Source organism: Kordiimonas aquimaris (assembly GCF_025574485.1).
Lineage (GTDB): Bacteria > Pseudomonadota > Alphaproteobacteria > Sphingomonadales > Kordiimonadaceae > Kordiimonas > Kordiimonas aquimaris.
In genome coordinates this window covers 236200-262211 of sequence record NZ_JAOBPO010000001.1, presented here as the reverse complement: position 1 = coordinate 262211, position 26012 = coordinate 236200, and the positions used below count along the sequence as shown (strand labels likewise).

26 protein-coding genes and 1 pseudogene are annotated in these 26012 nt (G+C 48.0%); 14 read left to right on the top strand and 13 right to left on the bottom strand.

Translation table 11 applies throughout. The features are described from left to right. Positions 1 to 3: 3 nt before the first annotated feature. Together OEU88_RS01215 and tsaD are read right to left on the bottom strand one after the other, a co-directional pair. Positions 4 to 996, bottom strand: coding sequence for an NAD(P)H-dependent glycerol-3-phosphate dehydrogenase (locus OEU88_RS01215; RefSeq protein WP_262693273.1), 993 nt, complete (start codon positions 994 to 996; stop codon positions 4 to 6). Between the two features lie 73 nt (positions 997 to 1069). Next, positions 1070 to 2179: a tRNA (adenosine(37)-N6)-threonylcarbamoyltransferase complex transferase subunit TsaD gene (gene tsaD / locus OEU88_RS01210; RefSeq protein WP_262693272.1), complete on the bottom strand. Its 1110-nt coding sequence runs from the start codon at positions 2177 to 2179 to the stop codon at positions 1070 to 1072. Between the two features lie 191 nt (positions 2180 to 2370). On the opposite strand from tsaD, the gene hemC reads away from it, so the two are divergent. From hemC to OEU88_RS01185, 5 genes are all read left to right on the top strand, one after another. Then, positions 2371 to 3330 (top strand): hydroxymethylbilane synthase, encoded by a 960-nt coding sequence (gene hemC, locus OEU88_RS01205; RefSeq protein WP_262693271.1) that lies wholly within the window; start codon positions 2371 to 2373, stop codon positions 3328 to 3330. Beyond that, positions 3327 to 4025: a uroporphyrinogen-III synthase gene (locus OEU88_RS01200; protein ID WP_262693270.1), complete on the top strand. Its 699-nt coding sequence runs from the start codon at positions 3327 to 3329 to the stop codon at positions 4023 to 4025. The genes hemC and OEU88_RS01200 overlap by 4 nt, the downstream gene beginning before the upstream one ends. Positions 4026 to 4057: 32 nt before the next feature. After that, positions 4058 to 5266, top strand: coding sequence for a COG4223 family protein (locus OEU88_RS01195; RefSeq protein ID WP_262693269.1), 1209 nt, complete (start codon positions 4058 to 4060; stop codon positions 5264 to 5266). After that, a complete protein-coding gene (locus OEU88_RS01190; RefSeq protein ID WP_262693268.1) occupies positions 5263 to 6612 on the top strand; it encodes a heme biosynthesis protein HemY in 1350 nt (449 codons plus the stop codon). Before OEU88_RS01195 ends, OEU88_RS01190 begins: the two co-directional genes overlap by 4 nt. Positions 6613 to 6676: 64 nt before the next feature. Beyond that, the gene (locus OEU88_RS01185; protein ID WP_262693267.1) at positions 6677 to 7045 is read left to right on the top strand and encodes a hypothetical protein; all 369 of its coding nucleotides are present in this window, start codon (positions 6677 to 6679) and stop codon (positions 7043 to 7045) included. A gap of 47 nt (positions 7046 to 7092) precedes the next feature. On the opposite strand, the gene OEU88_RS01180 is transcribed toward OEU88_RS01185, so the two are convergent. Next, on the bottom strand, positions 7093 to 8559 hold the full coding sequence (locus OEU88_RS01180) for an aminopeptidase P family protein (protein ID WP_262693266.1): 1467 nt from the start codon (positions 8557 to 8559) through the stop codon (positions 7093 to 7095). 106 nt (positions 8560 to 8665) lie between these two features. Here OEU88_RS01180 and arfB point away from each other — a divergent pair. Then, a pseudogene (arfB, locus tag OEU88_RS17650) lies at positions 8666 to 9087 on the top strand (alternative ribosome rescue aminoacyl-tRNA hydrolase ArfB). Between the two features lie 20 nt (positions 9088 to 9107). Here arfB and OEU88_RS01165 read toward each other — a convergent pair. Genes OEU88_RS01165 through OEU88_RS01135 form a run of 7 tightly spaced genes read right to left on the bottom strand, consistent with a single transcriptional unit; the run spans position 9108 to position 15299 of the window. Next, entirely contained in the window at positions 9108 to 9437 is a 330-nt protein-coding gene (locus OEU88_RS01165) for a HesB/IscA family protein (RefSeq protein ID WP_262693262.1), read from the bottom strand. Between the two features lie 12 nt (positions 9438 to 9449). Continuing rightward, a complete protein-coding gene (locus tag OEU88_RS01160) occupies positions 9450 to 9968 on the bottom strand; it encodes an SUF system Fe-S cluster assembly protein (RefSeq protein ID WP_262693261.1) in 519 nt (172 codons plus the stop codon). After that, a complete protein-coding gene (locus OEU88_RS01155; protein WP_262693260.1) occupies positions 9965 to 11233 on the bottom strand; it encodes a cysteine desulfurase in 1269 nt (422 codons plus the stop codon). Before OEU88_RS01155 ends, OEU88_RS01160 begins: the two co-directional genes overlap by 4 nt. Further along, positions 11230 to 12522 (bottom strand): Fe-S cluster assembly protein SufD, encoded by a 1293-nt coding sequence (gene sufD, locus OEU88_RS01150; RefSeq protein ID WP_262693259.1) that lies wholly within the window; start codon positions 12520 to 12522, stop codon positions 11230 to 11232. Before sufD ends, OEU88_RS01155 begins: the two co-directional genes overlap by 4 nt. A 57-nt stretch (positions 12523 to 12579) precedes the next feature. Further along, on the bottom strand, positions 12580 to 13317 hold the full coding sequence (sufC, locus tag OEU88_RS01145) for a Fe-S cluster assembly ATPase SufC (RefSeq protein WP_394805216.1): 738 nt from the start codon (positions 13315 to 13317) through the stop codon (positions 12580 to 12582). Positions 13318 to 13346: 29 nt separating this feature from the next. Further along, positions 13347 to 14816, bottom strand: a complete 1470-nt coding sequence (gene sufB, locus OEU88_RS01140) for a Fe-S cluster assembly protein SufB (protein ID WP_262693256.1) — start codon at positions 14814 to 14816, stop codon at positions 13347 to 13349. Positions 14817 to 14837: 21 nt separating this feature from the next. Continuing rightward, a complete protein-coding gene (locus OEU88_RS01135) occupies positions 14838 to 15299 on the bottom strand; it encodes an SUF system Fe-S cluster assembly regulator (RefSeq protein WP_262693255.1) in 462 nt (153 codons plus the stop codon). 262 nt (positions 15300 to 15561) lie between these two features. On the opposite strand from OEU88_RS01135, the gene OEU88_RS01130 reads away from it, so the two are divergent. From OEU88_RS01130 to OEU88_RS01120, 3 genes are read left to right on the top strand one after another with little or no spacing between them, the layout of a single operon-like run. Continuing rightward, the gene (locus OEU88_RS01130; RefSeq protein WP_262693254.1) at positions 15562 to 16524 is read left to right on the top strand and encodes a thiamine pyrophosphate-dependent dehydrogenase E1 component subunit alpha; all 963 of its coding nucleotides are present in this window, start codon (positions 15562 to 15564) and stop codon (positions 16522 to 16524) included. After that, positions 16517 to 17539, top strand: coding sequence for an alpha-ketoacid dehydrogenase subunit beta (locus OEU88_RS01125; RefSeq protein WP_262693253.1), 1023 nt, complete (start codon positions 16517 to 16519; stop codon positions 17537 to 17539). The genes OEU88_RS01130 and OEU88_RS01125 overlap by 8 nt, the downstream gene beginning before the upstream one ends. Further along, positions 17529 to 18191: a cytochrome b/b6 domain-containing protein gene (locus tag OEU88_RS01120; RefSeq protein ID WP_262693252.1), complete on the top strand. Its 663-nt coding sequence runs from the start codon at positions 17529 to 17531 to the stop codon at positions 18189 to 18191. The genes OEU88_RS01125 and OEU88_RS01120 overlap by 11 nt, the downstream gene beginning before the upstream one ends. A gap of 97 nt (positions 18192 to 18288) precedes the next feature. On the opposite strand, the gene OEU88_RS01115 is transcribed toward OEU88_RS01120, so the two are convergent. Further along, positions 18289 to 18762 carry a c-type cytochrome gene (locus OEU88_RS01115; protein ID WP_262693251.1) on the bottom strand — a complete coding sequence of 158 codons (474 nt, stop codon included), beginning with the start codon at positions 18760 to 18762 and terminating at the stop codon, positions 18289 to 18291. A 172-nt stretch (positions 18763 to 18934) separates the two neighbouring features. Then, positions 18935 to 19351 carry a GcrA family cell cycle regulator gene (locus tag OEU88_RS01110; RefSeq protein ID WP_262693250.1) on the bottom strand — a complete coding sequence of 139 codons (417 nt, stop codon included), beginning with the start codon at positions 19349 to 19351 and terminating at the stop codon, positions 18935 to 18937. A 171-nt stretch (positions 19352 to 19522) separates the two neighbouring features. Here OEU88_RS01110 and OEU88_RS01105 point away from each other — a divergent pair, with 171 nt between their 5' ends. From OEU88_RS01105 to OEU88_RS01090, 4 genes are all read left to right on the top strand, one after another. Further along, a complete protein-coding gene (locus OEU88_RS01105; RefSeq protein WP_262693249.1) occupies positions 19523 to 20374 on the top strand; it encodes an ABC transporter permease in 852 nt (283 codons plus the stop codon). A 196-nt stretch (positions 20375 to 20570) separates the two neighbouring features. Further along, on the top strand, positions 20571 to 21761 hold the full coding sequence (locus tag OEU88_RS01100) for an aspartate aminotransferase family protein (RefSeq protein WP_262693248.1): 1191 nt from the start codon (positions 20571 to 20573) through the stop codon (positions 21759 to 21761). 50 nt (positions 21762 to 21811) lie between these two features. Then, the gene (gene argF, locus OEU88_RS01095; protein WP_394805215.1) at positions 21812 to 22738 is read left to right on the top strand and encodes an ornithine carbamoyltransferase; all 927 of its coding nucleotides are present in this window, start codon (positions 21812 to 21814) and stop codon (positions 22736 to 22738) included. A gap of 72 nt (positions 22739 to 22810) precedes the next feature. Beyond that, on the top strand, positions 22811 to 23782 hold the full coding sequence (locus tag OEU88_RS01090) for an Hsp33 family molecular chaperone HslO (RefSeq protein ID WP_262693246.1): 972 nt from the start codon (positions 22811 to 22813) through the stop codon (positions 23780 to 23782). Positions 23783 to 23833: 51 nt separating this feature from the next. On the opposite strand, the gene OEU88_RS01085 is transcribed toward OEU88_RS01090, so the two are convergent. Next, positions 23834 to 25126, bottom strand: a complete 1293-nt coding sequence (locus OEU88_RS01085; RefSeq protein ID WP_262693245.1) for an amidohydrolase family protein — start codon at positions 25124 to 25126, stop codon at positions 23834 to 23836. A gap of 187 nt (positions 25127 to 25313) precedes the next feature. Here OEU88_RS01085 and OEU88_RS01080 point away from each other — a divergent pair, with 187 nt between their 5' ends. After that, positions 25314 to 25991, top strand: a complete 678-nt coding sequence (locus OEU88_RS01080) for an alternative oxidase (RefSeq protein WP_262693244.1) — start codon at positions 25314 to 25316, stop codon at positions 25989 to 25991. Positions 25992 to 26012: the final 21 nt, after the last annotated feature.

Sequence of the window (26012 nt, the reverse complement as noted above, 5' to 3'; positions counted from 1 at the left end):
CTCCTAAGAGTTTTCGTCGGTAAAAGGCCGCGCCAGCAAATTATTCATGATGTCGCGTGCGTGTTTGCCTTCTTTCAAAATACGATACACAGCCTTGGTAATTGGCATATCGAGGTTTTCACGCTCGGCTATTTGATAGACAATCTCAACGGTATGAGCGCCCTCTGCAACAGAATTTCGTTCTGCCATAATATCAGCAAGTGTCTGGCCTTCGCCAATAGCTTTACCCAGCGACATATTGCGAGATTGTGTACTGGAACAAGTTAAAATAAGGTCACCAAGCCCGGATAAACCCATCAAAGTTTCGCGCCGCGCACCGAAAAATGCCCCGAAGCGCATCATTTCAGCAAGGCCGCGTGTAATAACAGCAGCCCGTGCGTTTTCGCCTGTTTCAAGGCCGGCTGCTATTCCTGTAGCGATAGCAAGCACATTTTTGATAGCGCCACCAATTTGGGCACCGATTATATCGTCGCTCAGATATGGTCTGAATGTTGGTAAACCAATGGCATTGACAAGTTCTTGGCCTACTTTCTCGTCTTCAGTTGCAAGTGTTATTGCGCAAGGTAGGCCGCGGGCAACCTCAATCGCAAAAGTTGGCCCAGAAAGGACGCCAACAGGATGTTCTTGTGTCACTTCCTTGATGGCTTGGCTCATGAGCTGACCGGTTTGCACCTCAATACCTTTGGAGCAGATAACGAGCGGCACACCTTTCTTGAGGTGAGGAACCAGCGAAGCGGCCATGCTGCGGAGGTGCTGTGCGGGCGTTACGAGCAAAACTGCGTCACAAACGGCCATATCACTAAGGTTTTGCGTTGCCTTGAGGTTCTTGCTCAATTCGACCTGTGGCAGATAAACAGTATTTACGTGTGTTTCATTGATGGCAGACACCACTTCAGGTTCGCGTGCCCACAGTAGCGTATTACGTCCAGCTTCAACCGCTGCTGCTGCAAGGGCCGTTCCCCATGCGCCTGCACCTAGAACCCCAATGTTTTGCAAAGACCATCTCCTAATGTGTGCATGGTAATTTGCCCTTAGTCCGGCATGACTGCAAGCTTCTTGTCATGATGTTTTATGCTTTAGTGCCCTTTCGCCCTGAACCAATTTTAGGCTTGGCCTCACCGTCAAGGGGCCACCTTGGACGCGGAGAAACATCATGGTCATCAATGTGCGGGTTGTCTAAAAAGCGTTCCATGCCGGCCCATGCTATCATGGCGCCGTTGTCCGTGCACAAAGCAAGTGGCGGCGCATGAAAGGACATATTGTTGTTAGTTGCAACGCCTTCAATCACCCCGCGTAAGTACTGGTTTGCAGCAACGCCGCCAGCAACCACCAGTGGCAGACGCGTTTCGCCTGCTTCTTCCCGGAATATGGTAATGCCGCGCTGCAAGCGATCCTCAATGCAGCGGCCAATCGCCGTTTGAAATGCTGCACATATGTCGGCACGATCATCAACAAACAAACTGCCGCGCTCTGTCACACATGCTTCTGCCGTGCGTCTCACCGCAGTTTTCAAGCCAGAAAAGGAAAAATCGCAGCCCGGTTTGCCCAGTAAAGGCGTTGGCAATGGAAAACGCTGCGGGTTACCGTTTCTTGCTGCCTTTTCAACTGCTGGCCCACCTGGATACGGCAGGCCAAGAAGCTTGGCTGTCTTGTCAAAGGCTTCACCGGCCGCGTCATCAATGGTGCTGCCGAGGCGCGTGTAATCACCAACACCGCGTGCCATCAGGATTTGGCAGTGCCCACCAGACATCAACAATAACAAGTACGGGAAGGCAATATCTTCAACTAGCCGTGGTGTAAGGGCGTGCCCTTCCAGGTGGTTAATTGCGATAAATGGTTTGTTTGCAGCTGCTGCAATTGCTTTGGCTGTCATGACACCGACCATAAGCCCGCCAACCAATCCAGGGCCAGTTGTTGCAGCGATGGCAGAGAGATCATGAATGGCCATGTTGGCATCAGAGAGTGTTTGCTCAATAAGGTTATCAAGGTTTGATATATGTTGCCGCGCTGCGATTTCAGGGACAACGCCGCCGTATTCAGCATGATCATCTATCTGTGACAGGATTTTGTGCGCCAGAATTTTTTTACGTTGATCCACGACTGCCACAGCGGTTTCGTCGCAGCTTGTTTCAATACCAAGAACGAAGCATTGCCTAGATTTGTGCGGTGTATCTACCATGCGCTTCTTACAAGTTCCTCGTCTCTATCATAATGAGCTGCGCCGTAACCGTATTTACGGGTATCCTCTATCGGTGACCACATATTTATCTATATATCTATTGTAATCCGGCCTTTACAGTGATGCTTCTATACGCCAATTAACCAATTGAGAAGGTGATAATTGTATCATCTCACGAAGAAGAGGCTGCGGTGAAAAAGAAACTACGCATTGGTACACGAGGAAGCCCGCTTGCGTTAGCGCAAGCGACAGATGTGCGTGCCCGGTTGATTCAGGCCCATGACAGCCTATTGGCTGATGATATTGAGATCGTGGTGATAAAGACCAGTGGTGACCGCATCCTGGACAAGCATTTGATGACTGCTGGCGGGAAAGGCCTGTTCACCAAGGAAATTGAAGAAGCGTTGTTGGCTGGTAATATTGATTGTGCGGTTCATTCCAGTAAGGATATGCCAACCTCGTTGCCTGAAGGGCTTGAGCTAGCAGTGTTCCTGGAGCGGGAGGACCCGAGAGACGCCTTTATTAGTCAAAAATTTCCAGACTTTATGAGTTTGCCCCAAGGCGCTGTTTTGGGAACAGCTTCACTGCGGCGGCGTGCGCAAGCACTAAGGCTGCGCCCTGACCTGAGTGTTGTTACTTTTCGCGGCAACGTGCAAACACGCCTGCGTAAAATTGAAGACGGTGAGGCTGATGCAACATTTTTAGCTTTGGCGGGGTTAAACCGCTTGAGCATGCCGCACGTAGCAAATGCAAAGCTATCGCTTGATGATTTTTTGCCTGCGCCTGCGCAAGGGGCGGTTACTATTGAGATAAGGTCGGATGATACGGCAATGGCCAACTTGCTGGCACCATTACATCATGCAGCAACGGCATTGGCTGTGATGGCGGAACGTGCTTTTCTGGCACGCTTGGATGGTTCGTGCCGAACACCAGTGGCAGCGTATGCGGCATTGGAAGATGGTGCATTGGTTATGAACGCAATGTTGTTGTCGATTAATGGTCAGCAAACATTTGAGGCAAACGGTAAGGCAAATACATGCAAAGAGGAAGCAGTTGCGCTGGGTTTGGCGTTGGGTGATAAAATAAAGGAAGATGCAGGGTCTGCATTTTTTGAGACGTTAGCTCGAGAAGTAGAGGCGGAATTCGAATGACAACAATACTTGTAACAAGACCGATTGATGAAGCAACATTGACTGCTGAAAAGCTAGAAGCGATGGGGCACAGTGTTATTATTGCGCCGATGTTACAGGTAGAAGCTGTCTCTTTTGAAATTCCTGATGAAAACAGAAGCCTGATTATAACCAGCAAAAACGCTGCCCGATTAGGGTTGGTTAATATTGGCAACAAGGCTCGCCCTATATTTGCTGTGGGCGAAAAAACGGCAGATGAGATACGCGCGCTTGGTTTCACTAATGTCACCGTCGGGCCTGGTACAGCAAGGCAGATGATTCCGATGTTGCTGGAATGCGGTATCAGTGAAAAGCGTAAATACACACACCTATGTGGTAGTAATTTAGCATACAATATTGCAGCAGTTTTGCGCGATGAAGGTTTGGATGCCGATCATACAGTCACATATCAAACACAGCCTGCACGGAGTGTTAGCATTGGTGTGCAGGAAGCGCTTGATGCTGGAGAAATTGACGTAGCCCTCTTTTATTCTCCGCGTACAGCCACCACATTTGAAGAAGTTGTAGCTGATCATGGTCGATCAGATTGGCTGCGACAAATGAAAGCGGTTTGTTTGTCGACGCGCGTAGCAGACAATTTGCTTGGGCCATGGAAGTCTAAAGAATATGCGATTATTCCTACTGAGAAAGCCGTTCTCAGTATTGTGGGCAACTAATACGCACTATTTGCTTATGGAGACATATGCCAGTGACAGCGAAAAAAAATGATGAGGACCGTGTCGAAAACGGTGATGTTATTGATGCTGAAATCATTGCCGAACAAGAAGCCGAAGTACCGAAAGACAATATGAAAGCTGTTGAAGCGACACCGCAGGTCACCAAGGGTGGTAAGGCTGGTTGGATTACCGCGCTTATTTTGCTGGCATTTATAGGCGGTATATTTGCCGCTCCCCACGCCCGAAGAGCTCTTGTTGATGCCGGTATCTTGCAGCCGCGCACCGGTCAGAGTGATGGTTTAGATGCTGAAGCGTATAGGCAAGAGCTTGCCAATCTTGAGCAACAAATTGCTGCTGGGGAACAAAGGTTTGTGCGCCATCAGGAGATGATTGCACAGCTTCTAGAGCGTGCAGATGCTGCTGTGTCTGCACAAACGAAACTTGAACAGGATATCGCCCTTGTTGCTGGCCAGGGCGTAGGGCCTACAAGCGGTCAGGCAACAAACGATGAAATCACTGCGCTGAAAGCTGAAATATCGCGACTAAGCAATGAAACAGCGCGTCTTGCGACATTGGCAGGAACGGCCAGTCCTGAGGTATCTGTGGTCAATGGTCGGTTAGCGCTGGCCCAAGCAGAGACAAGCCAGTTAAAAAGTCAGGTTGCTGCAATGGAAGTTGTTATTGCCGGGCTGCAGGCTGGTGCGCTGGATACGACACCGCGCGGCAGGCTTTTAGTTGTACTTGGGCGTCTCAAGGGACAAGCACAATCCGGACTTTCCTTTGATGCAGAGCTGAATAGCCTCCAGCTTGATCTAGCGTCTCTTCCTGCGCTTGACCAACAACTTGTCGGTGCAGATTTCGCTATTCTTAATAATAATGCAGATGGTGTGTTGAGTTTTCAGGAACTGAGCAAGCGCTTTAATGAAACGGCACGTGGTATAAAGCTGGCGCAAGAAAAAGCAGAAGGTGGCTTCTTGGCAAACCTGTTTACCGTTCGGCGTACTGATGACAATGCAACAGGCATTGACGCTGCACTGCTTGATGCTGAGCGCAGGCTTGTTGTGCGCGATGTTACTGGGGCAATACAAACTTTGTCGGCTCTTGAGGGTGCTGCAAAAGAGGCTGCGGCACAGTGGATCATTGAAGCGCAAGCACATGCTGACACGCTTGCGGCACTTGACCGAACGCTACGCACTATTGCTGGGCGTTCAACTTTTTCCACGACTGGAGACCAAGAGTGATCCGGCTCAGTATTTGGTTTGTTTTTATTCTGGTTTTGGCAGCTTTAGCGGCTTGGCTTGCTGATCATCCTGGCTTGGTCACCATTCAGTTTCAGGCTTTTGCTGTCGACACGAGTTTTGCTGCACTTGTTCTGGCGCTTTCTGGTGTGGCTGCATTGACGGCTCTAATGGTTTGGTTTGTGGGTTGGGTCCGTCGTGATATGCCTATTTGGGGCAGCAACAATATTATCAAACGCCAACGTCGCGGTTTCAAAATTCTTAACCAGTCATTGGTTGCCCTGTCTGCGGGTGATCACAAATTGGCCTTGCAGCTAGTGCAGCAAGCTGAAGTATTATTACCGCCACAGCCTATGGTACATCTTATTGCTGCCGAGGCTGCAACGCGTGATGGTGATCATGCGGCTGCCGCAAAAAGATATGCCGCTTTGGAAAATACAGATGATGGTCGCTTGCTTGGCTTGCGCGGTTTGTTAACGGAGGCAAAACGTACAGGGCGGGATAGCGAGGCTTTGCGAATAGCGCGTGTTGCATTTACTGAAAATCGCAAAAGCCCATGGGTTTTGAAAACGCTGTTCGCACTGGAGGTTGCTGCTGGTAATTGGGCTGAGGCAGAAACGGCTCTTGAGAAAGTAGCACGGGAAAAATTACTGAACGCAGAAACTATTCAACGGCACCGTGGTGCGGTTGCTTACGCGGAGGCAACGGAGTTGAAAATGAAAGGCGATCGACCTGCGGCGACTAAGGCATTAAAACGTGCCCTTAAGTATCGCCCTGGTTTTGCACCGGCTGTTGTTGCGCTCGCACGGCTAGAGATGTCTTCAGGCAATATGTCTAAGGCAAGCAAGATTATAACGGAAGCATGGTCCAAAGCCCCGCATGCAACACTTGCTGCTGCATATAAAGAGTTGGATACTGCTGAAGCCGCGACAGATTGGCTTAAACGTGTGCGCACACTTATTAAAGCACAGCCAGATCATGCAGAATCTCTGTTGCTTTTGGTTGATGGCTTAATGGATGCCGGGGAATATACTGCTGCCAAGCCAGTGTTGGAACGGTTGCTTAAGGAGGCACCATCGCGTGCTGCATGGCAATATCGTTTGGCTTTGGCTCATGTGCTTAAAGAAGACCCTGATCCCATTGAAACAGCGCTTAAGCATGCACCAGAAAGTGCCGCGTGGCGATGCGGCCAGTGTGGACATAAACCGATGGGCTGGGCACCACTGTGTGAAGATTGTGATATGTTTGACAGTCTTGTGTGGTCAAATGAACAAATGGTCACAGGGCCGAGAAAAAGTTTCGACCCCGATGGCACGATTGCCATGCTAACCGACAGTAGCGTTCTGTAACCATGCGTTAAGTTGTTTGAATGTAGTATTGGTATATTATCTCCAATAGGCTGAGCTATAATATATGGCGTACATTATCGAATATGAGCCAAACGGCGTTTATGTAAGATTTAGTGGAAACTGTAGTTTTGCCGAAGTTTTACAGGCCACTCATGACTTTTGGCAAATGCCAGCTTTTGAACGCATGGACTATGAGATATTTGATTATCTTGCTGTTACCGAGCTCGAAATTTCAGAATATGACGCCATTGAAATGGCTGTGCGTGATGAAGTAGCAAGCAAAATCACGCGGCGTAGCAAAATTGTCGTTATTGCTACTTTACCAGCAATTATAGAACAAACAGAAATTTATCAGCATACGATGAAGGATAGAAGCATTGATGTGTTGGTGACAGATAACCTGGTGCATGCACGTGAGTGGATCAATGCTTGATGTATAAGCAAACGATACCATTGTTTCTGTGACAGCAATAATTCTGTTTATTGAGCCATAAATGCTTCGATGTCGGCAATAGTGCGCGGTGCACCAACTGACATATTCACATAGCTGTTTTCTTGCACGAGAATATCGTCTTCGATGCGCACACCAATGCCTTCATATTTCTCAATGTTTTCACGGACCATTGCCTGTGCGGTTTCAGACATTTCTTTAAATACATCGCTGTTAAATACATCGTCTTTGCGAACATATAAACCCGGCTCAACGGTGATTACCATATTAGGGCGCAGCTCCAAGTCGGTCTCCCACGTATCATGCACATCTAGACCAATTGTGTGGCTAAGGCCGTGTAGATAATATAGCTCAACTTGATCTCTTTCGTTTTTCTCAATAAGGCCAAGCGCCAAAAGGTGTTTACCCATCGTTTGATTGGCAATGGCTTCCAGTTCTTGCGCGATAATACCTTGTTTTACACTGGCTATAGCTTGTGTTTGGCCATCCAGAACAGCGTTGTATATTGCAGCTTGTGCTTCACTGAATTTGCCGGAAGCGGGGTAAGTGCGTGTGGTGTCTGCCGCATAATAGTTTAACTCAGCACCGACATCAGTGAGCAGAAGTTGATCTCTTTTAATGATATCATTGTTTTCATCATAATGTAGGACGGTGGCATTATTACCGCTTGCTACAATAGACGGGTAGCTTGGGCAACATGCGCCTTTATCCCTAAAGGTAAATTCAATTGTTGCCTCAACCTGATACTCATGGTTGGCGGTAACTACACGTTTCATGGCTTCTTTTTGTGCCTCAACAGTGATGTCAATAGCATCCTGTAGCTGCTTAAGTTCCCAGGGGCTTTTGATCTCGCGCATATCGTTGATAACGGGTGTTATATTTCGTACAGCGATGTCCGGGAAATTTTGTTTCACTTTTTCGGCGTATACAAGTGCCGGTGTCGAGGTGCTATCAGTGTCGCGGTATCGACCAAGGCTTAGCCAGATTGTTGCTTCTGTATTTCTAACGGCACGGTAAAATGAAGGGAAACGTGCAGGCGCGTAACGGTCAGCATCCCATGCACGACCATTCATTAAGGCTGAAAGAAAATCGGGCATTTCTGCCGCTGATATAACCAGATCAACGCCGGTTGCTTCTTTGATGGTGTCGAAGTCAGAAATGCGCCCAATCCATGTTTCAAAGGTTGGGTCAGCTTCTTGTGCGAAAATTACAGTCGTAACTTTGCTGCCGTCTTTAACAAGGGCAAAGCTTGTTTGGCGTTTGGTTGAGCCAGTAAAATAATTGATCTCATTGCTTTGACGGAAAGGCCATTGAATATCATTGCTACGGTTCTTTTCTTCTCCCGAAAACAGCAGAGTAACCGCGTTGTCAGGCATTGCTGCTGCCAGCGTTTGATACCGTAGGGCAAGTTCGTCTTTTGGGATATTATCTGATGCAGATATGGACCATGCCGTGGTTAAAATTAAAACAACCAATAGACTGAAAATGCGCGACATAAGTGCCTCCCTGACTGCGGACAAAAGACCATATGTGTATAAGGATGTAAATACGGCTTTTGTTTTTAGTGATTTGCAGCCTAACTTGATGTTAGCAGGAAGCGATATGATCAAAATCACTGACAATATACTTATTAATGAGGCTTCGCTTCAGTTTAGCTTCGTGCGGGCCAGCGGGCCTGGTGGTCAGAATGTGAACAAGGTGGCAACTGCGGCACAGCTACGTTTTGATGCGCGAAATTCAGCGGTAATTGATGATGCGATGTTCAGCGGCTTGTTAGTATTGCCGGGCAGCGCATGACTAACACAGGCGAGGTGGTGATTACCGCAAGTCGGTTCCGTACGCAGGCTGAAAACAAAGAAGATGCTGTTGCAAGACTGGTTGATCTGCTGCGCAAGGCTGCGATCAGGCCAAAATACCGTGTTGGCACACGCCCTACACGCGCATCGAAAGAGCGCCGACTGACATCCAAGAAAGTGGTGAGTAACCGCAAGAAAACACGCGGTAAGGTCTCGCGTGATGATTGATTCTATATGATATAGATTGCCTAAACGTGGAAGCTTTCGCCGCAACCACAGCGGCCTTTTTCATTGGGGTTGGTGAATTTGAAACCAGTTGAAAACATGGTGTCTTCCCAGTCCATCTGCGTTCCCAGCAAAAATAATAAGGATTTGCGGTCAACGTAAACCTTCACGCCCTTGTCCTCGACCAGTTCGCATTCGCTGTCTTCTTCGGTGAGATAGTCAACAGTGTAACCCATACCTGAGCAACCATGTGTTTCCGTGCCTAGTTTGATACCGATGGCGTCTTCGTTTTTGGCAAGCAGCGCACGAATATGTTCGGCAGCTTTATCGCTGATTTCAATAGCAGATTTCATCACATATCTCCTTTACAGCAACCCAAGTTCAAGCCGCGCTTCGTCAGACATTTTTGACATGTCCCAAGGTGGCTCCCAAACGAGGTCAACCTCAACACCATTAACACCGTCAACACTTGCGGCTTTCATCTCCACTTCGCCGGGCATGGATTCAGCAACAGGGCAGTGCGGTGTCGTTAGGGTCATCTCGATTCTTACAGAGTAATCATCTGCAACATTTACCGCGTAAATAAGACCAAGTTCATATATATTAACTGGAATTTCCGGGTCGTAAATTTCCTGCAATGCAGAAACAATGTTGCCTTGCAGTTCTTCCGGACTTTCCGGCGCATTACCTGCAGGTTTTGCTTTTGTCTCTGCCGCGTCTGTTTCTTCGTTTTTAGCTTCAAGAAACTTATCAAGAAAATAAGCGCCCTTTTGCGGACTCACCACAGGGCGTTCCGATGTGCGCGGCATATTTTCTGCCGGTATTGAACTTTCAGGTGTGCTTGGTGTTGTTACATCAAGCATGTCTCGTTTGTTATCAGTCATCCGAAAATATCCATTACTTTCGCCAAGCCTTCAATCAGCCTGTCGACATCTTGTTCGTCATTGTATAGCCCAAAACTTGCGCGTGCAGTACCCGGTATATTGAAGCGGTCCATGACAGGTTGAGCACAGTGATGTCCGGCGCGCACGGCAATACCCTGACGGTCTAGGATAGTGCCAATATCATGTGGGTGTGCATGTTCCATCACAAAACTGATAATTGCACTCTTGCCTGGCGCTGTACCAATCATGCGTACGCTATTGGAATTGCGTAATTTATCTTCTGCGTATGCTAGCAAGCGTGCTTCGTGTGCCGCGATACGGTCAAGCCCAATCGCTGTTACGTATTCGAGCGCATGATGAAAGGCAATGCCCCCAGAGATGTTGGGCGTGCCTGCTTCAAACTTGTGCGGTAGGTCATTGTATGTGGTTTTTTCAAATGACACTGTTGAGATCATGTCGCCGCCGCCTTGCCACGGGGGCATGCTGTCCAGCAAAGATTCCTTGCCGTATATGACCCCAATACCTGTTGGACCATAAACCTTGTGTGCAGAAAATGCATAGAAGTCTGCGCCCAGATCCTGCACATCAATCTTCATGTGCGGCGCTGCCTGGCAACCATCAATCAACACTTTTGCGCCTACAGCATGTGCTTTTGCAATGATTTCTTTAACAGGCAGCAACGTGCCAATAGAGTTGGAAATATGTGCAACAGCAACCATTTTGGTGCGTTCACTGAGCAGCCCATCGTACGCTGCCATGTCTACGCTACCGTCATCCAGTAGCGGAATAACCTTGATGATTGCGCCTTTTTCTTCGGCAAGCATTTGCCATGGTACGATGTTGGAGTGATGCTCCAGCTCAGCTAAAATTATTTCATCACCTGAGGCAATGTTTTGACGGCCCCATGTTTGAGCAACTAAATTAATGCCTTCTGTGGCACCGCGCACAAAGATGCATTCACGCGCACGCTCGGCATTGATGAAGGCTCGCACGGTTTCACGCGTGCGTTCATAGGCTTCGGTTGAGTCCTGACTGTATTTATATACGCCGCGATGAATATTAGCGTAATAATGCTCAAACAGTTCTTTTTCTGCGTCAATAACAACGCGTGGTTTTTGTGCGCTGGCCGCCGAGTCCAGAAACGTAAATGGTTTACCGTAAACGGGCTCGTTCAGAATCGGGAAGTCTTTACGCAGCGCAGCTACATCAAGCGGTGCAGGATCTGCGCTCACGGCGAGGTTCAATGATGTTGGCGTCGCATTCATGCAGCGCTCTCCGTTGCACTATTAACACGGGCTTGCATCCATGCACTTATACGGTCGCGTACTGCATCACCTAAATCTTCTCCCGGTATACGCAGCAAAGCGTGGTCGGTGAAAGCCTCGACAAGCATTTGCCGTGCTGTCACGGGATCGATACCGCGTGATGTCAGGTAGAACAATGCTTTTGCATCTAGCTCACCAATTGTTGCGCCGTGGCTACATTTCACGTCATCTGCAAAAATCTCTAGCTCAGGTTTTGCATTTGCTTCTGCTGTTCGGTCAAGCAGCAGCGCTTTGAATGACTGATCTGCAATAGTTTTTTGCGCATCCTTTGCGACGACAATTTTGCCTTGAAAGGCGGTTTTGCCGCGCGCCTCTGCAACCGTGCGGAATATCTGGTCACTGGTTGTGTTTGGCATGCGGTGGTCAACATGTGCGACCATATCGTGGCTTTGCCCTGTAGCGGCTAAAGCGACACCATCAATGTTGGCAGTTGCTTCGTCTACGAGCAAACGCACATGTGCCTCAAATCGCGCAACAAGGCCACCAAGTGAGATATTACATGTATCGTAGCGGCCTTCAGCGCCAACACTCACAAATGTTTTTGCTGTGTGGACGGCATTGCTACCCTCTTCCTGTAGCCGAATATGTTTAAGCACAGCACCTTCGGTTACGCGTGCCTGCATTATTGTATTAACCCAATAAGCACTATCATCACCGATAAAGCGTTCAAGAACGGTAAGTTTTGCGCCTTCTCCAAGTTCAATGAGATGGCGTGTGTGCGTCGCAGCTTCTGCTGCACCAGACATTACGTTTATGATCTCAACGGGTTCGTCGATTTCAACACCTGCTGGAATATTTAAAACCAAACCATCGCGCATCAATGCAGTGTTCAGTGCAGCAATGCCGTCGTTACCATGAACGAGGTCGCTGGCGCGGTCAGGATTTGCCATTAAGTGATTGGCTAGCGGGCGAATAGATGCCGCCTGCCACAAATCACCCAGATCGCTTAAATCTTCGCGGTATTGGCCATTTGTAAATACTAGCCGCGCCGCCGTTTTACAGATTGTTGCAGGTATGGTTGCATCACTGTGTGGCTTTGCTGCCTGTTCAAATATATTCTTGCGCAATGTTTTCAGGTCGCTGTAGCGCCAGTCTTCGCTTCGTGCAGAAGGAAAACCAGTTTCAGCGAATTTTTTAAATGCACGCGTACGTACATCATCCAGGCTTGGTATCATGCCGGTTAATGCTGATAGCTGATTACGGTATGTATCACTTAGAATGTCTGACACGTCAGAATTGCTCCTGTTTCTTGAGAAAAGGTGTTTCGACTGATTACATAGATTGCTCTATGCAACGTCGGCGTAGCCTTTTTCTTCAAGTTCTGCGGCGAGCTCTTTGCCGCCAGACTTAACTATTTTTCCATCAATCATTACATGCACGACATCAGGCTGCACATAATCAAGCAAGCGCTGATAATGGGTGATAAGCAGAATGGCTGTGTCATTGCTCCGTTGTGCATTAATGCCTTCAGCAACAGTTTTCAGCGCGTCAATATCCAACCCTGAATCTGTCTCATCAAGTACAGCAAGTTTGGGGTCCAAAACGGCCATTTGCACCATTTCATTGCGCTTTTTCTCACCGCCTGAGAAACCTACGTTCACGAATCGCTTGAGCATGTCGGCGCTCATTTTAAGGTCTGCTGCTTTCGCGCGTACCAACTTCATAAAATCTGCTGCAGAGATATCTTCTTCGCCGCGGTAACGGCGCACACCGTTTAAAGCAGTACGCATGAAGTTAAGATTGGATACGCCAGGAATTTCAACTGGATATTGAAAACCAAGGAACAGGCCTTCGCCTACGCGCTCGTGTGGTTCCAGTTCAAGGATATCCTTGCCTGCGAAAGTTATGGTGCCTTCTGTAACTTCATAGTCGTCGCGACCGGCGATTGTATTGGCAAGCGTTGACTTGCCTGCACCGTTTAGACCCATAATCGCATGCACTTCGCCTGCGTTGATCTCCAGATCCAAGCCTTTGAGGATTTCTTTGTTGTCCACGCTTACGCGCAGATCTTTTACACTTAACATTGAATTTACTGACATGATGTTTGGCCCATTTATCCCACACTACCTTCAAGAGAAAGACCGAGAAGCTTCTGTGCTTCTACGGCAAACTCCATTGGCAGATGTTGCATTACTTCTTTACAAAATCCGTTCACGATCATGGCGACGGCTTCTTCTTCGTCTAGTCCGCGTGCGCGGCAGTAAAATAGTTGATCTTCCGAAATTTTTGATGTGGTGGCTTCGTGCTCAATTTGAGCGCTCGGGTTTTTCACCTCGATATAAGGTACAGTGTGCGCTCCCGATGTGGACGACACGAGCAACGAGTCGCATTGTGTATAATTTCGCACACCTTCTGCCCCGGGCAATACTTTCACTAACCCGCGGTAACAGTTCTGCGAACGACCAGCCGATATACCTTTTGATATAATCGTGGAACGCGTGTTCGGCGCCATATGGATCATCTTGGTACCGGTATCAGCCTGTTGCAGGTTGTTGGTCACGGCAACAGAGTAAAACTCGCCAACAGACCCTTCGCCAGCGAGAACGCAGCTTGGGTATTTCCATGTTACTGCCGAGCCTGTTTCAACCTGTGTCCAGGAAACTTTAGAGTTTTTACCTTTACACAAGGCGCGTTTGGTCACGAAGTTGTAGATACCGCCTTTACCGTCTTTGTCACCGGGGTACCAGTTTTGAACGGTAGAATATTTAATCTCTGCATCATCAAGCGTGATCAGCTCGACAACCGCGGCATGTAATTGATTTTCGTCCCGCATGGGGGCTGTGCACCCTTCAAGGTAGGATACATATGAACCTTCATCCGCAACAATAAGTGTGCGTTCAAATTGACCAGTGTTTTCCGCGTTAATACGGAAATAGGTTGAAAGTTCCATCGGGCACCGCACACCCTTTGGGATGTATACAAATGTACCGTCTGAAAACACAGCGCAGTTCAGGGCGGCAAAGTAATTATCGCGTTGCGGTACAACGGTACCCAAGTATTTTTTAACCAGGTCGGGATACTCGTGTACAGCTTCCGAAATGGACATGAATATCACGCCGGCTTTCTTCAACTCTTCACGGAACGTGGTAGCAACTGACACACTGTCAAACACAGCATCAACGGCTACCTTGCGTGCACCTTCAACACCGGCGAGCACTTCCTGCTCGCGCAATGGAATACCCAGCTTTTCGTACATACGAAGCAGCTCCGGGTCTACCTCATCCAAACTCTTTGGTTTGTCCTGGCTTTTAGGTGCCGCATAAAAATATATGTCATTATAGTCGATATCTGGATAATTGACTTTGGCCCAGTCAGGTTCTTCCATTTTCAACCAAGCACGATACGCCTTTAGCCGCCACTCAAGCAGCCATTCCGGCTCTTTCTTTTTGGCGGAAATAAACCGCACGATGTCTTCGGACAAGCCTTTGGGGGCCATGTCCATTTCTACATCGGTAACAAACCCGTATTTATATTCGCCGGTTATTTCAGCGACTTGGTCTTGGGTTTCCTGAGTGCCTGCCATAGAGGTGGCTCCTTAATCGTATTAGTTACCAGCGGCTTTGAGCGCACGCGCTTCAAACCGAGCTGCAATTTCATCGCCCGAAACCGGAACGATAAGGGAGGTGAGCTTTACGTCGCTCAAGGCACCGCGAACAGCGCCGTTAATTACTTGCCATTTGGGGCGCATTGCGCAGATATCGACATAGGTGCAATCAATATCTTCTGGTTCGCTGCAATGAGTGAGAGCAATGGGACCATCTATCGCTTCAATAATATCGGCGACTGAAATTTCATCTGATATTCTTGCTAAAGCAAACCCACCCTTAAGGCCGCGATGTGACACCAAAAGGCCACCACGTCCCAGCGCATTCAATATCTTTGATACTGTAGGCAATGGTATATTAGTGCTTGTAGACAAATCTTGCGCACTAATGAGGTTATCGCTACCCGCGATTTCACACATTAGTACAACGCCGTAGTCGGCAAGATTGGTCAATCGTATCATCGGGAGCGGCCCTTTTTCCCCAAGACTTTAATATATGACTAATTCAGTCATGATTACATATGGGAAGTGGTTAGTCTGAGTCAACCATGTAATAGTATGAAGAGTGCGAGAATGTCTTCGAATTCGGCTTCTATGGCCTTTTTTTATACATTTTGCACGCAAATTATGTTGAGGTGCGACAGATTGTGCAAACAGTAGCATTCAAAGCTTGGCCATATTTCTCGCTAGAACCCGACCATGCGTTCGTGTATGGGGTTAAGGCATGATGGAACACAGTTCAAAGTTGTTTGGTAAAGCTTGCTTTATTCGTGCTTTTGAGGGCGCTCTTGCACGTGCGTATGACGCAGGCGAAGTCCCGGGTTTGGTGCATTTATGTACGGGTGCTGAGGTCGCGGAAGTGGCGCTGGCAGATGCACTTGACCCTGCCGTTGACCAGGTCACAGGCTCGCACCGCAGTCACGGCCTTGTACTTGCAATGGGGGCCGATCCGCTGGCTGTTGCAAAGGAAATTTTGGGACGTATTGGTGGCCTGTCTGATGGCTTGGCCGGAACACAGCATTTGATCGCACCTGAGAATGGTTTCCTTACGTCAAATGGTATTGTCGGCGCTCAGGTACCATTAGCAGCTGGTGCGGCACTAACTGCCAAGGTAAAGGGTGCGGGCGGTGTAGGTGTTGCGGTGTTCGGTGATGGAGCCGCTAACCAGGGCGCTGTGTTGGAAAGTATGAATTTGGCAGTCGCACTAGAATTGCCGGTTTTGTTCGTTATGGAAAATAATGGATTTGGGCAATCCACTGCCAGCACGTATGCGAGTGGAAGTACCAGTTTCACACAGCGCGCAGCCAGTTTTGGCTTAGTGGCCATGCAAGCTGATGGTTTCAATCATATAGAGAGCCAGCAAGTTTTTGCGCAGGCAGTGAAGAAAGCCCGCAAGAACACGCCGGTTTTTGTTGAGATCTCGGTACCGCGTCTGGACGGTCATTATTACGGTGATGATATTTCTTATATGCCAGAAGCTCACATGAAAGATACCTATGATGATCCGTTGCATGTCATGCGCCAATTTCTGGAGGAATCGGGTACTTCGGCTTCTGTTCTTGAGTCTATTATGCTGAAACAACAGGCGCGAGCGGTACAGGTTGTGGCTGAGGCTTCATCGGCGATAAAAACTGGACCACTTGAAATCAAGGCGTGGCATCAAAGTTTGGAAGCAGTACGTGGTTAGCTGTCAAACAACCATTAGCGAAGCGATTAACCAGGCGTTGCATGTTGAAATGGCTGCAGATGATAAGGTTATTTGTATTGGTGAAGACATTGCCGGCGGCGCAGGTGTTGATGGCAGCGAAGGTATTGGCGGTGTGTTTGGTGTTACGATGGGCTTAGCGCAAAAGTTTGGCCGAGCGCGCGTTATCGATACACCTATTTCAGAAACCAGCTTTGTTGGCATGGCTATCGGTGCCTCAATGACAGGCTTAAAGCCGGTCGTTGAGATAATGTTTTGTGACTTTATCGGCGTTTGTTTTGATCAAATCCTTAACCAGGCAGCAAAAGTAAGATTCCTCTCAAATGGCCGCATTAACATGCCGCTTGTAATCCGCACCACAATGGGAGCTGGTGATGGCTCAGGCGCAATGCATAGTGCAAGTTTGCATGGCTTGCTTGCAAGTGTGCCGGGTTTAACTGTTGCTTGCCCTTCAAATGCGGCTGATGCTGCAGGTCTGTTGCGTGCCGGGCTGCGTTCACCTGATCCGATGATTTTGCTGGAGCATAAAGGGCTTTACGGCAAATCAAGTGATGCTGTTGATGAATGGCCTGTCGCGGTAATTGGTGAAGGCCGCTTTGTAAGTCGCGGCGACGATATTACGATAGTTGCTGTTGGTGCGATGGTACGCGTTGCTGAAGCGGCCGCGAAGAAGCTCGCCTTGGAAGGTATTAATGTCGAAATAATCGACCCGCGCACAATTAATCCGTTGGATTTGAAAATAATAATTTCCAGTGTTGAAAAAACGGGCCGTCTTATTGTTGTTGATGAAGGGCCGAATTACATTGGCTTTGCAGATGGTGTTATATCTGCTGTTACACAATCTTGTTTTGATGTTCTTAATGCCGCACCACGTTCAATATGTCCGCTTTCCACACCTGTTCCGTATGCGGCAATGGCGGAGGCCGCGTGGTTACCATCGCTTGACCAGATTATCGAGGCTGCAAATACTATGATGAGTGAAAACTATGGCAAATGATACGGGCGGCAATACTGTTAAAGTGTGGGATGGTGGCCTCAGGTTGTTTCATTGGGCTCTCGTCGTCGCATTTTGCCTGTCAACCTATTCTGCATTTCAAAGCAAGTTTGGTATCTACGGTGACATGCATACCTATAGCGGCATATCTATTCTTGTTTTAATTCTGTGGCGATTTTTATGGGGTTTTATCGGTAGTGAGAGCGCGCGATTTTTGCGTTTCTTGCGTGGACCCAAGCAAATTAAAAATTATGTCCAGTCACAAGTGGATGAACAGTATGCAGGACATAACCCGATTGGGGGTGTTTCAGTAATTTTTGCTTTGTTGTTGCTAGGGGCGCAAGCTTTGCTGGGTCTATATGCCTCTGACGGCATGTTGTTTTCAGGGCCGTTTGCCTACCGTATTGAATACGCGGATACTATTACAGATATTCATGAGATAATGGGTTATACCTTGATGGGGTGGGTAGGGCTTCATTTGCTTGCCATTGCGTATCATTATTTAGCGCTGAAGAGTAACTTGGTTAAACCCATGATAACAGGGCGAAAAACGCTAGAAGCTGGTGTTTCTGCACCAACAATAGCATCACCTGCAAAAGCTATTGTTTGTTTCTTGGTTGCAAGTGCGGCGGTCTATTGGTGGGTGCTGAGTTAAGATACTAACCCAGCCGAGAAGAGGTAACAGCTGTAAAAAAAGAGGCACTCAATAGCCTCTTTTTAAAGATGATTATCAAAGTCTGTAGTACGCGCTCTTAGTCTTTATATTTATCGTGGCAGGATTTGCAGTTTCCAGTTGCCTTTTGGAACGCTGCGCCGAACTGACCCATGTCACCGGTTTCGGCAACCTTGGCGAGCGCAGCTGTATCTGCTTCAAAAGTATCCATTTTGCTTGAGAAATCAGCCCAGTTTTCCCATATGGCATCTTTTGCTTCGGTATGGCCGCTCATCCCGCGTGTATCTTTTTCAAATGTCGCTTTTGCCATCGAAGCTGAGCTTGCCATTATTGCAGCGAGCTTTGGCAGGTGGCCTTCATGAGATGCTTCGCCTTTCAAGATTTGGACAATATTTGCGAGGGCATACTTCACATGTTCCATATTATCATGTCGGTACTGCGACTCGGCAAAACGTTTTTGTTTACCGCTTTGTGCCGATACTGTTGTGCTGGCAAAAGATGCACCAACCATGAGTGCGATTAATGCAGTTTTAGAGAGAGTTGAAAAAGTCACGCAGGTCTCCATCGCTGATATGAAAATTATTAGCAACAAGTTTAACGCGCCCGGCGTGATGTTCAAGCGCGTTGATGATCACAAATTGAAAACGAGCAAAAATATACCTGATTCCATCAAAAAGTGATGAAACTTACAGCATGTTTTTCAATTTTGGGGCAGGCCCAATCAATTACATAATAGGTGGGCGTGGATTCGGGCGACGGTCACGGCGTGGTGGTTGCGCCTGATAGGCTTCTGCACAGTGTCGGGCACAATACGGCATACCTGATTCTGACGGTTTGCCGCAAAAATGAAAATCAGCGTCGCCGGGGTGCCCGATTGGCCACTTGCACATGCGGTCTGTCAGCTCAAGCAATGTAACAAGTTTCTTGTCGCTTTTCTTTGCGACAGGCTTTGGTGCAACCTTTTTCTTGGTTTTGTCAGTTTTCACTGGTGAAGGGCGTGACTTCAGCCCAAGACGGTGTGCTTTGCCGATAACGGCGTTACGGGTGACACCTTCGGCCAACTCTTTTGCGATTTGACTGGCGCTTAGCCCGTCATCCCAAAGTTTTTTGAGTTTTTCGATGCGCTCTTCCGTCCAAGCCATAGGTCCGTCCTTTGAATTTTTGTCGTTTTTCGACTTATCACTATATCTGATTCGACGTACGAGTCGAGATTCGCACTTCTTATATCGCTTTGCGCCCCCTCTTGCCAAGACCTCATGTCTCACCATATGAAGGAACTTGTTAAAAGTGATAGAGCTTCGGAGTAATAAACAGTGGTAGACCATTCGGTAATGGAAGAGACGGCAGATATGAATACTGGAAAATACCCGCCTCTGGGTGGTCGCACTATTGGCCGCGTTAACTGGGTTGGCTTGCAAACGCTTTACCTAAAGGAAACCCGGCGCTTCATGAAGGTTTGGGCGCAAACGCTCGCAGCACCTGCCGTTACGACGATTTTGTTCATGGTAATATTCTCGCTGGCGCTGGGCGGCCGTGGTCGCATGGTTGCTGATATGCCGTATGGTCAGTTCCTTGCTCCGGGCCTGATTGTTATGGCGATTTTGCAGAATGCTTTTGCCAATACGTCCTCGTCTATCCTGATTGCCAAGGTGCAAGGCAATATTATTGACACCTTGATGCCGCCTTTGTCTGCCCTGGAGCTTACAATCGGTTTCGTGATGGGTGGTGTTACGCGAGGTATCGTGGTCGGGCTTTCTGTTGGTATGGCTTTCGCTTTTATGCCCGGTATAAGTATGTCAGTTGCTCACCTTTGGGCTGTGCTCTATTTTGCCCTTGCTGCCAGTATGATGCTATCCCTTATGGGCGTGCTTACTGGTGTGTGGGCAGAGAAGTTTGATCATTCTGCTGCTGTTACCAATTTTGTGATTGCGCCGCTTAGTTTATTATCGGGCACGTTTTACTCGGTAGAGCGATTGAGTGAAGGCTGGCAGATATTCTCCAGTATCAATCCATTTTTCTATCTAATTGATGGTTTTCGCTACGGTTTTATTGATCGTGCAGACAGTAGTTTGCTTGTTGGCATCAGTTTTACGCTTGCAATCAATATTGTGCTTATGTTCGCCGTTTATCAGGTTTTCAAAAAAGGATACCGGCTGAAAGCGTAAGCTTAATCTGAAGGTTTTCTTCAATAAGTAAAAAACCATAATTTTGCCGCCTAAAATGCTTCACTAGCATTGACACTTGGCTGGCACAGCGGCATGCTCCTGTGCCAAGAAAGCCGGTGCGTTAAGCGTACCGGCTGACGTGTTTAATTGGGCACAAATATGCCCCGCCACTGCTTTTACTTCAAGGAGACCTGCCGTGATAACGCCTTTGATGCCAACATATGCCCGTAATCCCATTGCGTTTGAGCGCGGTGAAGGCATGTATCTGTATGATACAAACGGCAAGCAGTATCTGGATTTCTATTCCGGTATTGGTGTTATGTGTATGGGACATAGTCACCCAACACTTGTGAAAGCTCTACAAGATCAAGGCGCGAAACTGTGGCACACAGCGAACGGCTTCACTATTCCCGAAGGTGAACGCTTGGCTGAGCGTTTGATTGCCAACTGCTCGGCAGATACGGTTTTCTTTGGTAATTCAGGTGCTGAAGCTATTGAATGCGCCATTAAAATGGTGCGCAAGTATCATCATGACAAAGGCAATGCGGGCAAGTACCGCATCATAACAATGGCATCTGCTTTTCATGGACGTACGCTAGCGGGTATTGCTGCTGCTGGTCAGGAAAAGCTAACCAAAGGATTTGAGCCATTACCGGAAGGTTTTGACGTTGTACCGTTTAATGACATTGACGCAGTTAAAGCGGCGATTGGCCCTGAAACAGGCGGCATCATGGTTGAGCCTGTGCAGGGCGAAGGTGGCATACGACCAATTCCTGTTGAAACAATGCAAGCACTACGCACCATCTGTGATGAGCATGGGCTTCTACTGGCCGTTGACGAAATTCAGTGTGGCATGGGACGTACTGGTAAATTATTTGCCTATGAATGGTCAGGTATTGAGCCAGACATTATTACGGCAGCCAAAGGTATTGGTGGTGGTTTTCCGCTGGGTGCTTGCCTTGCCACTGAAGAAGCGGCCTCTGGCATGATTGTTGGCACGCATGGCTCCACATATGGCGGTAACCCACTTGCTATGGCCGTCGGTAATGCGGTGCTTGATGAAATGTTAAAGCCTGGTTTTCTTGAACATGTCGAAGAAATGGGCAGCATGTTGCACGGTCGTTTGGCAGCGTTGCAGCAGCGTCATAGCGATCTCATCACCGAAGTGCGCGGCCAAGGCCTGATGGCAGGTATTCGTGTGCCAAGCATTCCGACACGCGACATTGTGCTTGATTTGATTGACCGCGGTATGTGTCCAGCGGTTGCAGGAGACATGGTTGTACGCATGCTGCCTCCGTTAATTTTGAACGAAGATCACATTGATGAGGCGATGAATAAACTGGATGCAACATTGACGTACTTCAAAGAAAAAACTGCAGATAGCTAGTTAGATAAATGCTTTTCTGTCAGTAGGGATATGACCCGATGAATGCCGGACTGACCAACCATTTTCTAGACCTCAAAGATATGCCGTCTGAAATTTTATGGCATATTTTGGACATTGCTAAAGTGTGGAAAGATGCGCGCCGCGGTTTACCGTCTGGTGTACTGGATGAAGGCGCGCCGCTTGCCGGTCATACGCTTGCAATGATTTTTGAAAAATCATCAACACGAACGCGTATCAGTTTTGAAATGGCGATGCGTCAATTGGGTGGTACTAGCCTTGTGTTGCAGGGAAACACCATGCAGCTTGGTCGCGGCGAAACAATTGAAGATACGGCAAAGGTTATCAGTGGCTATGTTGATGCGGTTATGGTCCGGGCGGATCACCATAATACAGCTGTCGAGTTGGCTTCAAAGGGCAGTGTGCCGGTAATCAATGCGTTAACTGATCGCTCCCACCCATGCCAATTGATGGCAGACATGTTGACGATTAAGGAACATTTTGGCTCCATTCAGGGCCGAAAAATGGCGTGGATGGGTGACGGCAACAATGTGGCAACATCATTGATGGAAGCTGCGGTTAAATATGATTTTCCCCTGACACTTGCTTGTCCAGGAGAATATAGCCCGAACGCAGAGGTTTTGGCATGGGCGCGTGAACATGGTGGTGATGTGTCAGTTACAATTGACCCATTCGCAGCAACGAAAGGCGCACACGTTGTATTCACCGATACATGGATATCAATGGGTGACGACGACAAAGATGCTCGTATGGATGCACTTGCTCCGTTTCAAGTTAATGATGCTTTGATGCAGTTTGCCGAACCGAATGCCATTTTCTTGCACTGTTTGCCGGCGCACCGCGGTGAAGAGGTGACAGCATCGGTTATTGATGGACCACAATCTTTGGTTTGGGCTGCGGCAGAAAATCGACTTCATGCACAGAAGGCTATTCTTGGTTGGTGCCTGGGTAAGATATAGAACATTAAAATATAGTGCGGAAACGTTTGATCTGTTTTATAGCCTCTGCAAATTAAATATGCCGAGTGTGAAATGACCGATACTGAAAAAACCACCCCTATCGTTACACCTGACCCTGATAGCAGTCGTGACAATGAAGTACGTCCCTTTCAAATTGAAGGTATGGATGTGCGTGGTCGCGCCGTTAGGCTCGGTACAATGGTCGACCAGATATTAAAAGCACATGCGTATCCTGATCCTGTCGCGAAGATATTGGGGGAATTGTTGACGCTTACGGCCATGCTCGGTTCGATTATGAAGTTTGATGGCATTGTGACTGTGCAAACTAAGTCAAGTGGGCCAGTATCGATGATGGTGGCTGATTACGAACGCCGCGAAGACGGTATTGGTCGTTTGCGCGGCTATGCAGACATCGATGCAGATAAGCTTGCTACTTATGGTAAAAATCCGAGCTTTAAGGGAATGATTGGGTCAAAATCAGGTTATCTTGCCCTTACCATTGATCAGGGTGAAGAGATGGAGCGCTATCAGGGCATTGTTGATCTGACAGGGGGCAGTGTTGCGGAAGTGGCGCGCAACTATTTCATGAATTCCGAGCAAACGCCAACCGAGCTGCGCCTGATTTGTGACCGCGATAATGTGACCGGTTTTTGGCGAGCAGGGGGCATTATGGTGCAACACCTAGCGCGCGGTGAAGAAGGTCAGGAACGTATTCTGGATCGTGAGACCCAAGAACAATGGGACCGCGCCAGTATTTTGATGCAAAGTGTCAAAACGGATGAAATGCTCGACCCTCTTCTTGATCTCGATACGTTGCTGTACCGTTTGTATAATGAAGACGGTGTGCGCGTTTTCGATCCGTCACGCGTGATGCATACGTGCCGTTGTTCTCGCGAGCGATTGCAAACTGTGCTCACTCAATTTGATGATACGGAACTATCAGAGATGGTGATTAACGGTTCTATTGATGTGAACTGTCAGTTTTGCAATACCACATACCAGTTTACACCAGATGAAGTGAAAACAGCTGCTGCAAATAACTAGGCTATAGTGAGCATCTCAGTGCTGATGCTCACAAATGATTTCACTGTGTTTTTAGTATAGCGTGCCGCAATTCGGTTTATTAACTTTACCACCAGTGCGGTGGTCAACAACCAGTACACCTTCTTTCATCACGGCGGTAACGCCTGATATAATGGCATTGATATCTGTCAGAGGGTCACCTGAAACGGCTATGAAATCAGCTGTATATCCAACCTTAATGCGACCAAGATCATTATCTTGCCCCAGAAGCATTGCACCATTTAGCGTAGCACTTTTGATGGCTTCAGCATTGCTCATACCTGCGGCGATAAAAGCACGCAGCTCGCATGTATTTTCGCCGAACCCGGTGAGAACAGCATCTGATCCCATCGCAATTGTTACACCAGCATGGTTCGCGCGGCGTACCGTTTCAATGTTGCGACCAACAAAGACACGTAGATTGGCACGCACATTACTGTCATAACCGTATTCTTCGCTATGCTGTGCATAGTAACGATTATGATCAATTGTTGGCACATAAATAATGTCTGCAGCCTTCATCGCTTTAATATGGTTTTCCGTTAGACCAACTGGATGATCAAGTGATGTAACGCCTGCGGTAATAGCCGCATCAACCGCTTCAATGCCGTAGCTATGTACCGTAATGCGTTTGCCGGCTGCTTTTGCCACATCGGCTGCTGCTTTAATTGCAGCTGCTGAATAATAAGCACGGCTGGTCAGGTCATCTGCGCTGCCTGTTGTGCCAAAGATTTTAATCCAATCGGCACCACTTTCTATGCGCTTTTCTGCGGCAGCCTTCAAAAATTCTGGTGTTGTTTTGTCAGTCCCTTCGGGTGAAGGGTCATTGGCAGGATGAATGCCTGGTCCAGAGGTGAAAATACGCGGACCTCTTACGGCGCCTGCATTAATTGCATCACGCAGTTCAAAGTCAATACCACCGCCAGCGTTTAAGTCGCGCACACTCGTGACACCTGTTTCAAGTGTTAGTAATGCATTTCTTTTGGCTGCAGCTACGCGCTGTTCGCGTGTTGTTGCGCCGAGCTCACCCCATGCATTACCTTTTGGTGCTTCAGGTAGCCCATATGTGATGTGCGTATGTGCATCAATCAATCCGGGGAGCGCGATGAGTGAACCCATATCCACAAGATTCCCATTGCTGCTGCGATCAAGATTGTTACCAACCGCTTTGATGATGCCGCTTTCAACAGCGATATCTCGTGCTAACAGAGCTTCGCCAGTACCGTCGATTATTTTAGTGAACCGGTAGATTGTGGTTTCTGCCGAAACCGGCATTGTCACTATTAAAATGCTTAAAATTACCTGTAAAATAAAATTCTGCCGCACTGTATACCTCCCCATAGTCGTCTATCATTGCCCAAGCTTTATTAGACATCATGTCTTTCAGCATCTGTCCAGTATTTCGCAGTAACAATGTGGTAATGTGCAGTTTCGTCGCAGGGAATGGTATATGAGTTCAGCGTGCTTATATAAAGAGCATGATTTTTTGTAATTTTTGCCGAGGAGTAAACTCATGGCAGACAGCAAAGAGAAAAATAATACGACGAAAACAATCGAGCATCATAATCCTGCAGGGTTCGGTGATAGGTTTGCTTACGCTTTTGTGAAAATGCTGCGGTTTGTGGCGGACACCTTTTTTGCCAAGCGTTACGGACACCGTGCGGTTGTGCTAGAAACAGTGGCCGCTGTTCCAGGTATGGTTGGTGGTTTGCTGCAGCACTTGCGCGCACTGCGCCGCATTCGTGATGATGCAGGTTTCATCCGCGAATTACTGGACGAAGCAGAAAATGAGCGGATGCATTTGATGACGTTCGTGCAAATCGCTAACCCAACAATGTTTGAACGGTTTGTGGTTATGTTGACGCAGGCGGTTTTCTATAACGTTTATTTTTTCCTGTACCTGCTGTCACCGAAAATGGCGCACCGTATTGTAGGTTACTTTGAGGAAGAAGCAGTTATTAGCTATACTCAGTATTTGAACGAAATTGACGCTGGCAGACAGGAAAATGTACCTGCACCGCAACTTGCCATCGATTACTGGGGCTTGAAACCAAATGCAACATTACGCGATGTGGTTATTGCTGTGCGTGCGGATGAAGCTGGCCACCGTGATCGCAATCATTTGTTTGCTGATACAATACAAAAAGGTGAACAACCGATCGGCGCAAACCCTGTTGTGGCAACAAAGTAAACTGCTAAAACTGCATCAACG

Bases quoted from the DNA above. Each gene is read 5' to 3' on its own strand.
- OEU88_RS01110 (WP_262693250.1), bottom strand. From the start codon at position 19,351: ATGGCTTGGACGGAAGAGCGCATCGAAAAACTCAAAAAACTTTGGGAT.
- tsaD (WP_262693272.1), bottom strand. From the start codon at position 2,179: ATGGTAGATACACCGCACAAATCTAGGCAATGCTTCGTTCTTGGTATT.
- OEU88_RS01180 (WP_262693266.1), bottom strand. From the start codon at position 8,559: ATGTCGCGCATTTTCAGTCTATTGGTTGTTTTAATTTTAACCACGGCA.
- OEU88_RS01185 (WP_262693267.1), top strand. From the start codon at position 6,677: ATGGCGTACATTATCGAATATGAGCCAAACGGCGTTTATGTAAGATTT.
- OEU88_RS01160 (WP_262693261.1), bottom strand. From the start codon at position 9,968: ATGACTGATAACAAACGAGACATGCTTGATGTAACAACACCAAGCACA.
- OEU88_RS01130 (WP_262693254.1), top strand. From the start codon at position 15,562: ATGATGGAACACAGTTCAAAGTTGTTTGGTAAAGCTTGCTTTATTCGT.
- OEU88_RS01200 (WP_262693270.1), top strand. From the start codon at position 3,327: ATGACAACAATACTTGTAACAAGACCGATTGATGAAGCAACATTGACT.
- OEU88_RS01135 (WP_262693255.1), bottom strand. From the start codon at position 15,299: ATGATACGATTGACCAATCTTGCCGACTACGGCGTTGTACTAATGTGT.
- OEU88_RS01090 (WP_262693246.1), top strand. From the start codon at position 22,811: ATGACCGATACTGAAAAAACCACCCCTATCGTTACACCTGACCCTGAT.
- OEU88_RS01155 (WP_262693260.1), bottom strand. From the start codon at position 11,233: ATGAATGCGACGCCAACATCATTGAACCTCGCCGTGAGCGCAGATCCT.
- sufB (WP_262693256.1), bottom strand. From the start codon at position 14,816: ATGGCAGGCACTCAGGAAACCCAAGACCAAGTCGCTGAAATAACCGGC.
- OEU88_RS01080 (WP_262693244.1), top strand. From the start codon at position 25,314: ATGGCAGACAGCAAAGAGAAAAATAATACGACGAAAACAATCGAGCAT.
- OEU88_RS01120 (WP_262693252.1), top strand. From the start codon at position 17,529: ATGGCAAATGATACGGGCGGCAATACTGTTAAAGTGTGGGATGGTGGC.
- OEU88_RS01165 (WP_262693262.1), bottom strand. From the start codon at position 9,437: ATGAAATCTGCTATTGAAATCAGCGATAAAGCTGCCGAACATATTCGT.
- sufC (WP_394805216.1), bottom strand. From the start codon at position 13,317: ATGTTAAGTGTAAAAGATCTGCGCGTAAGCGTGGACAACAAAGAAATC.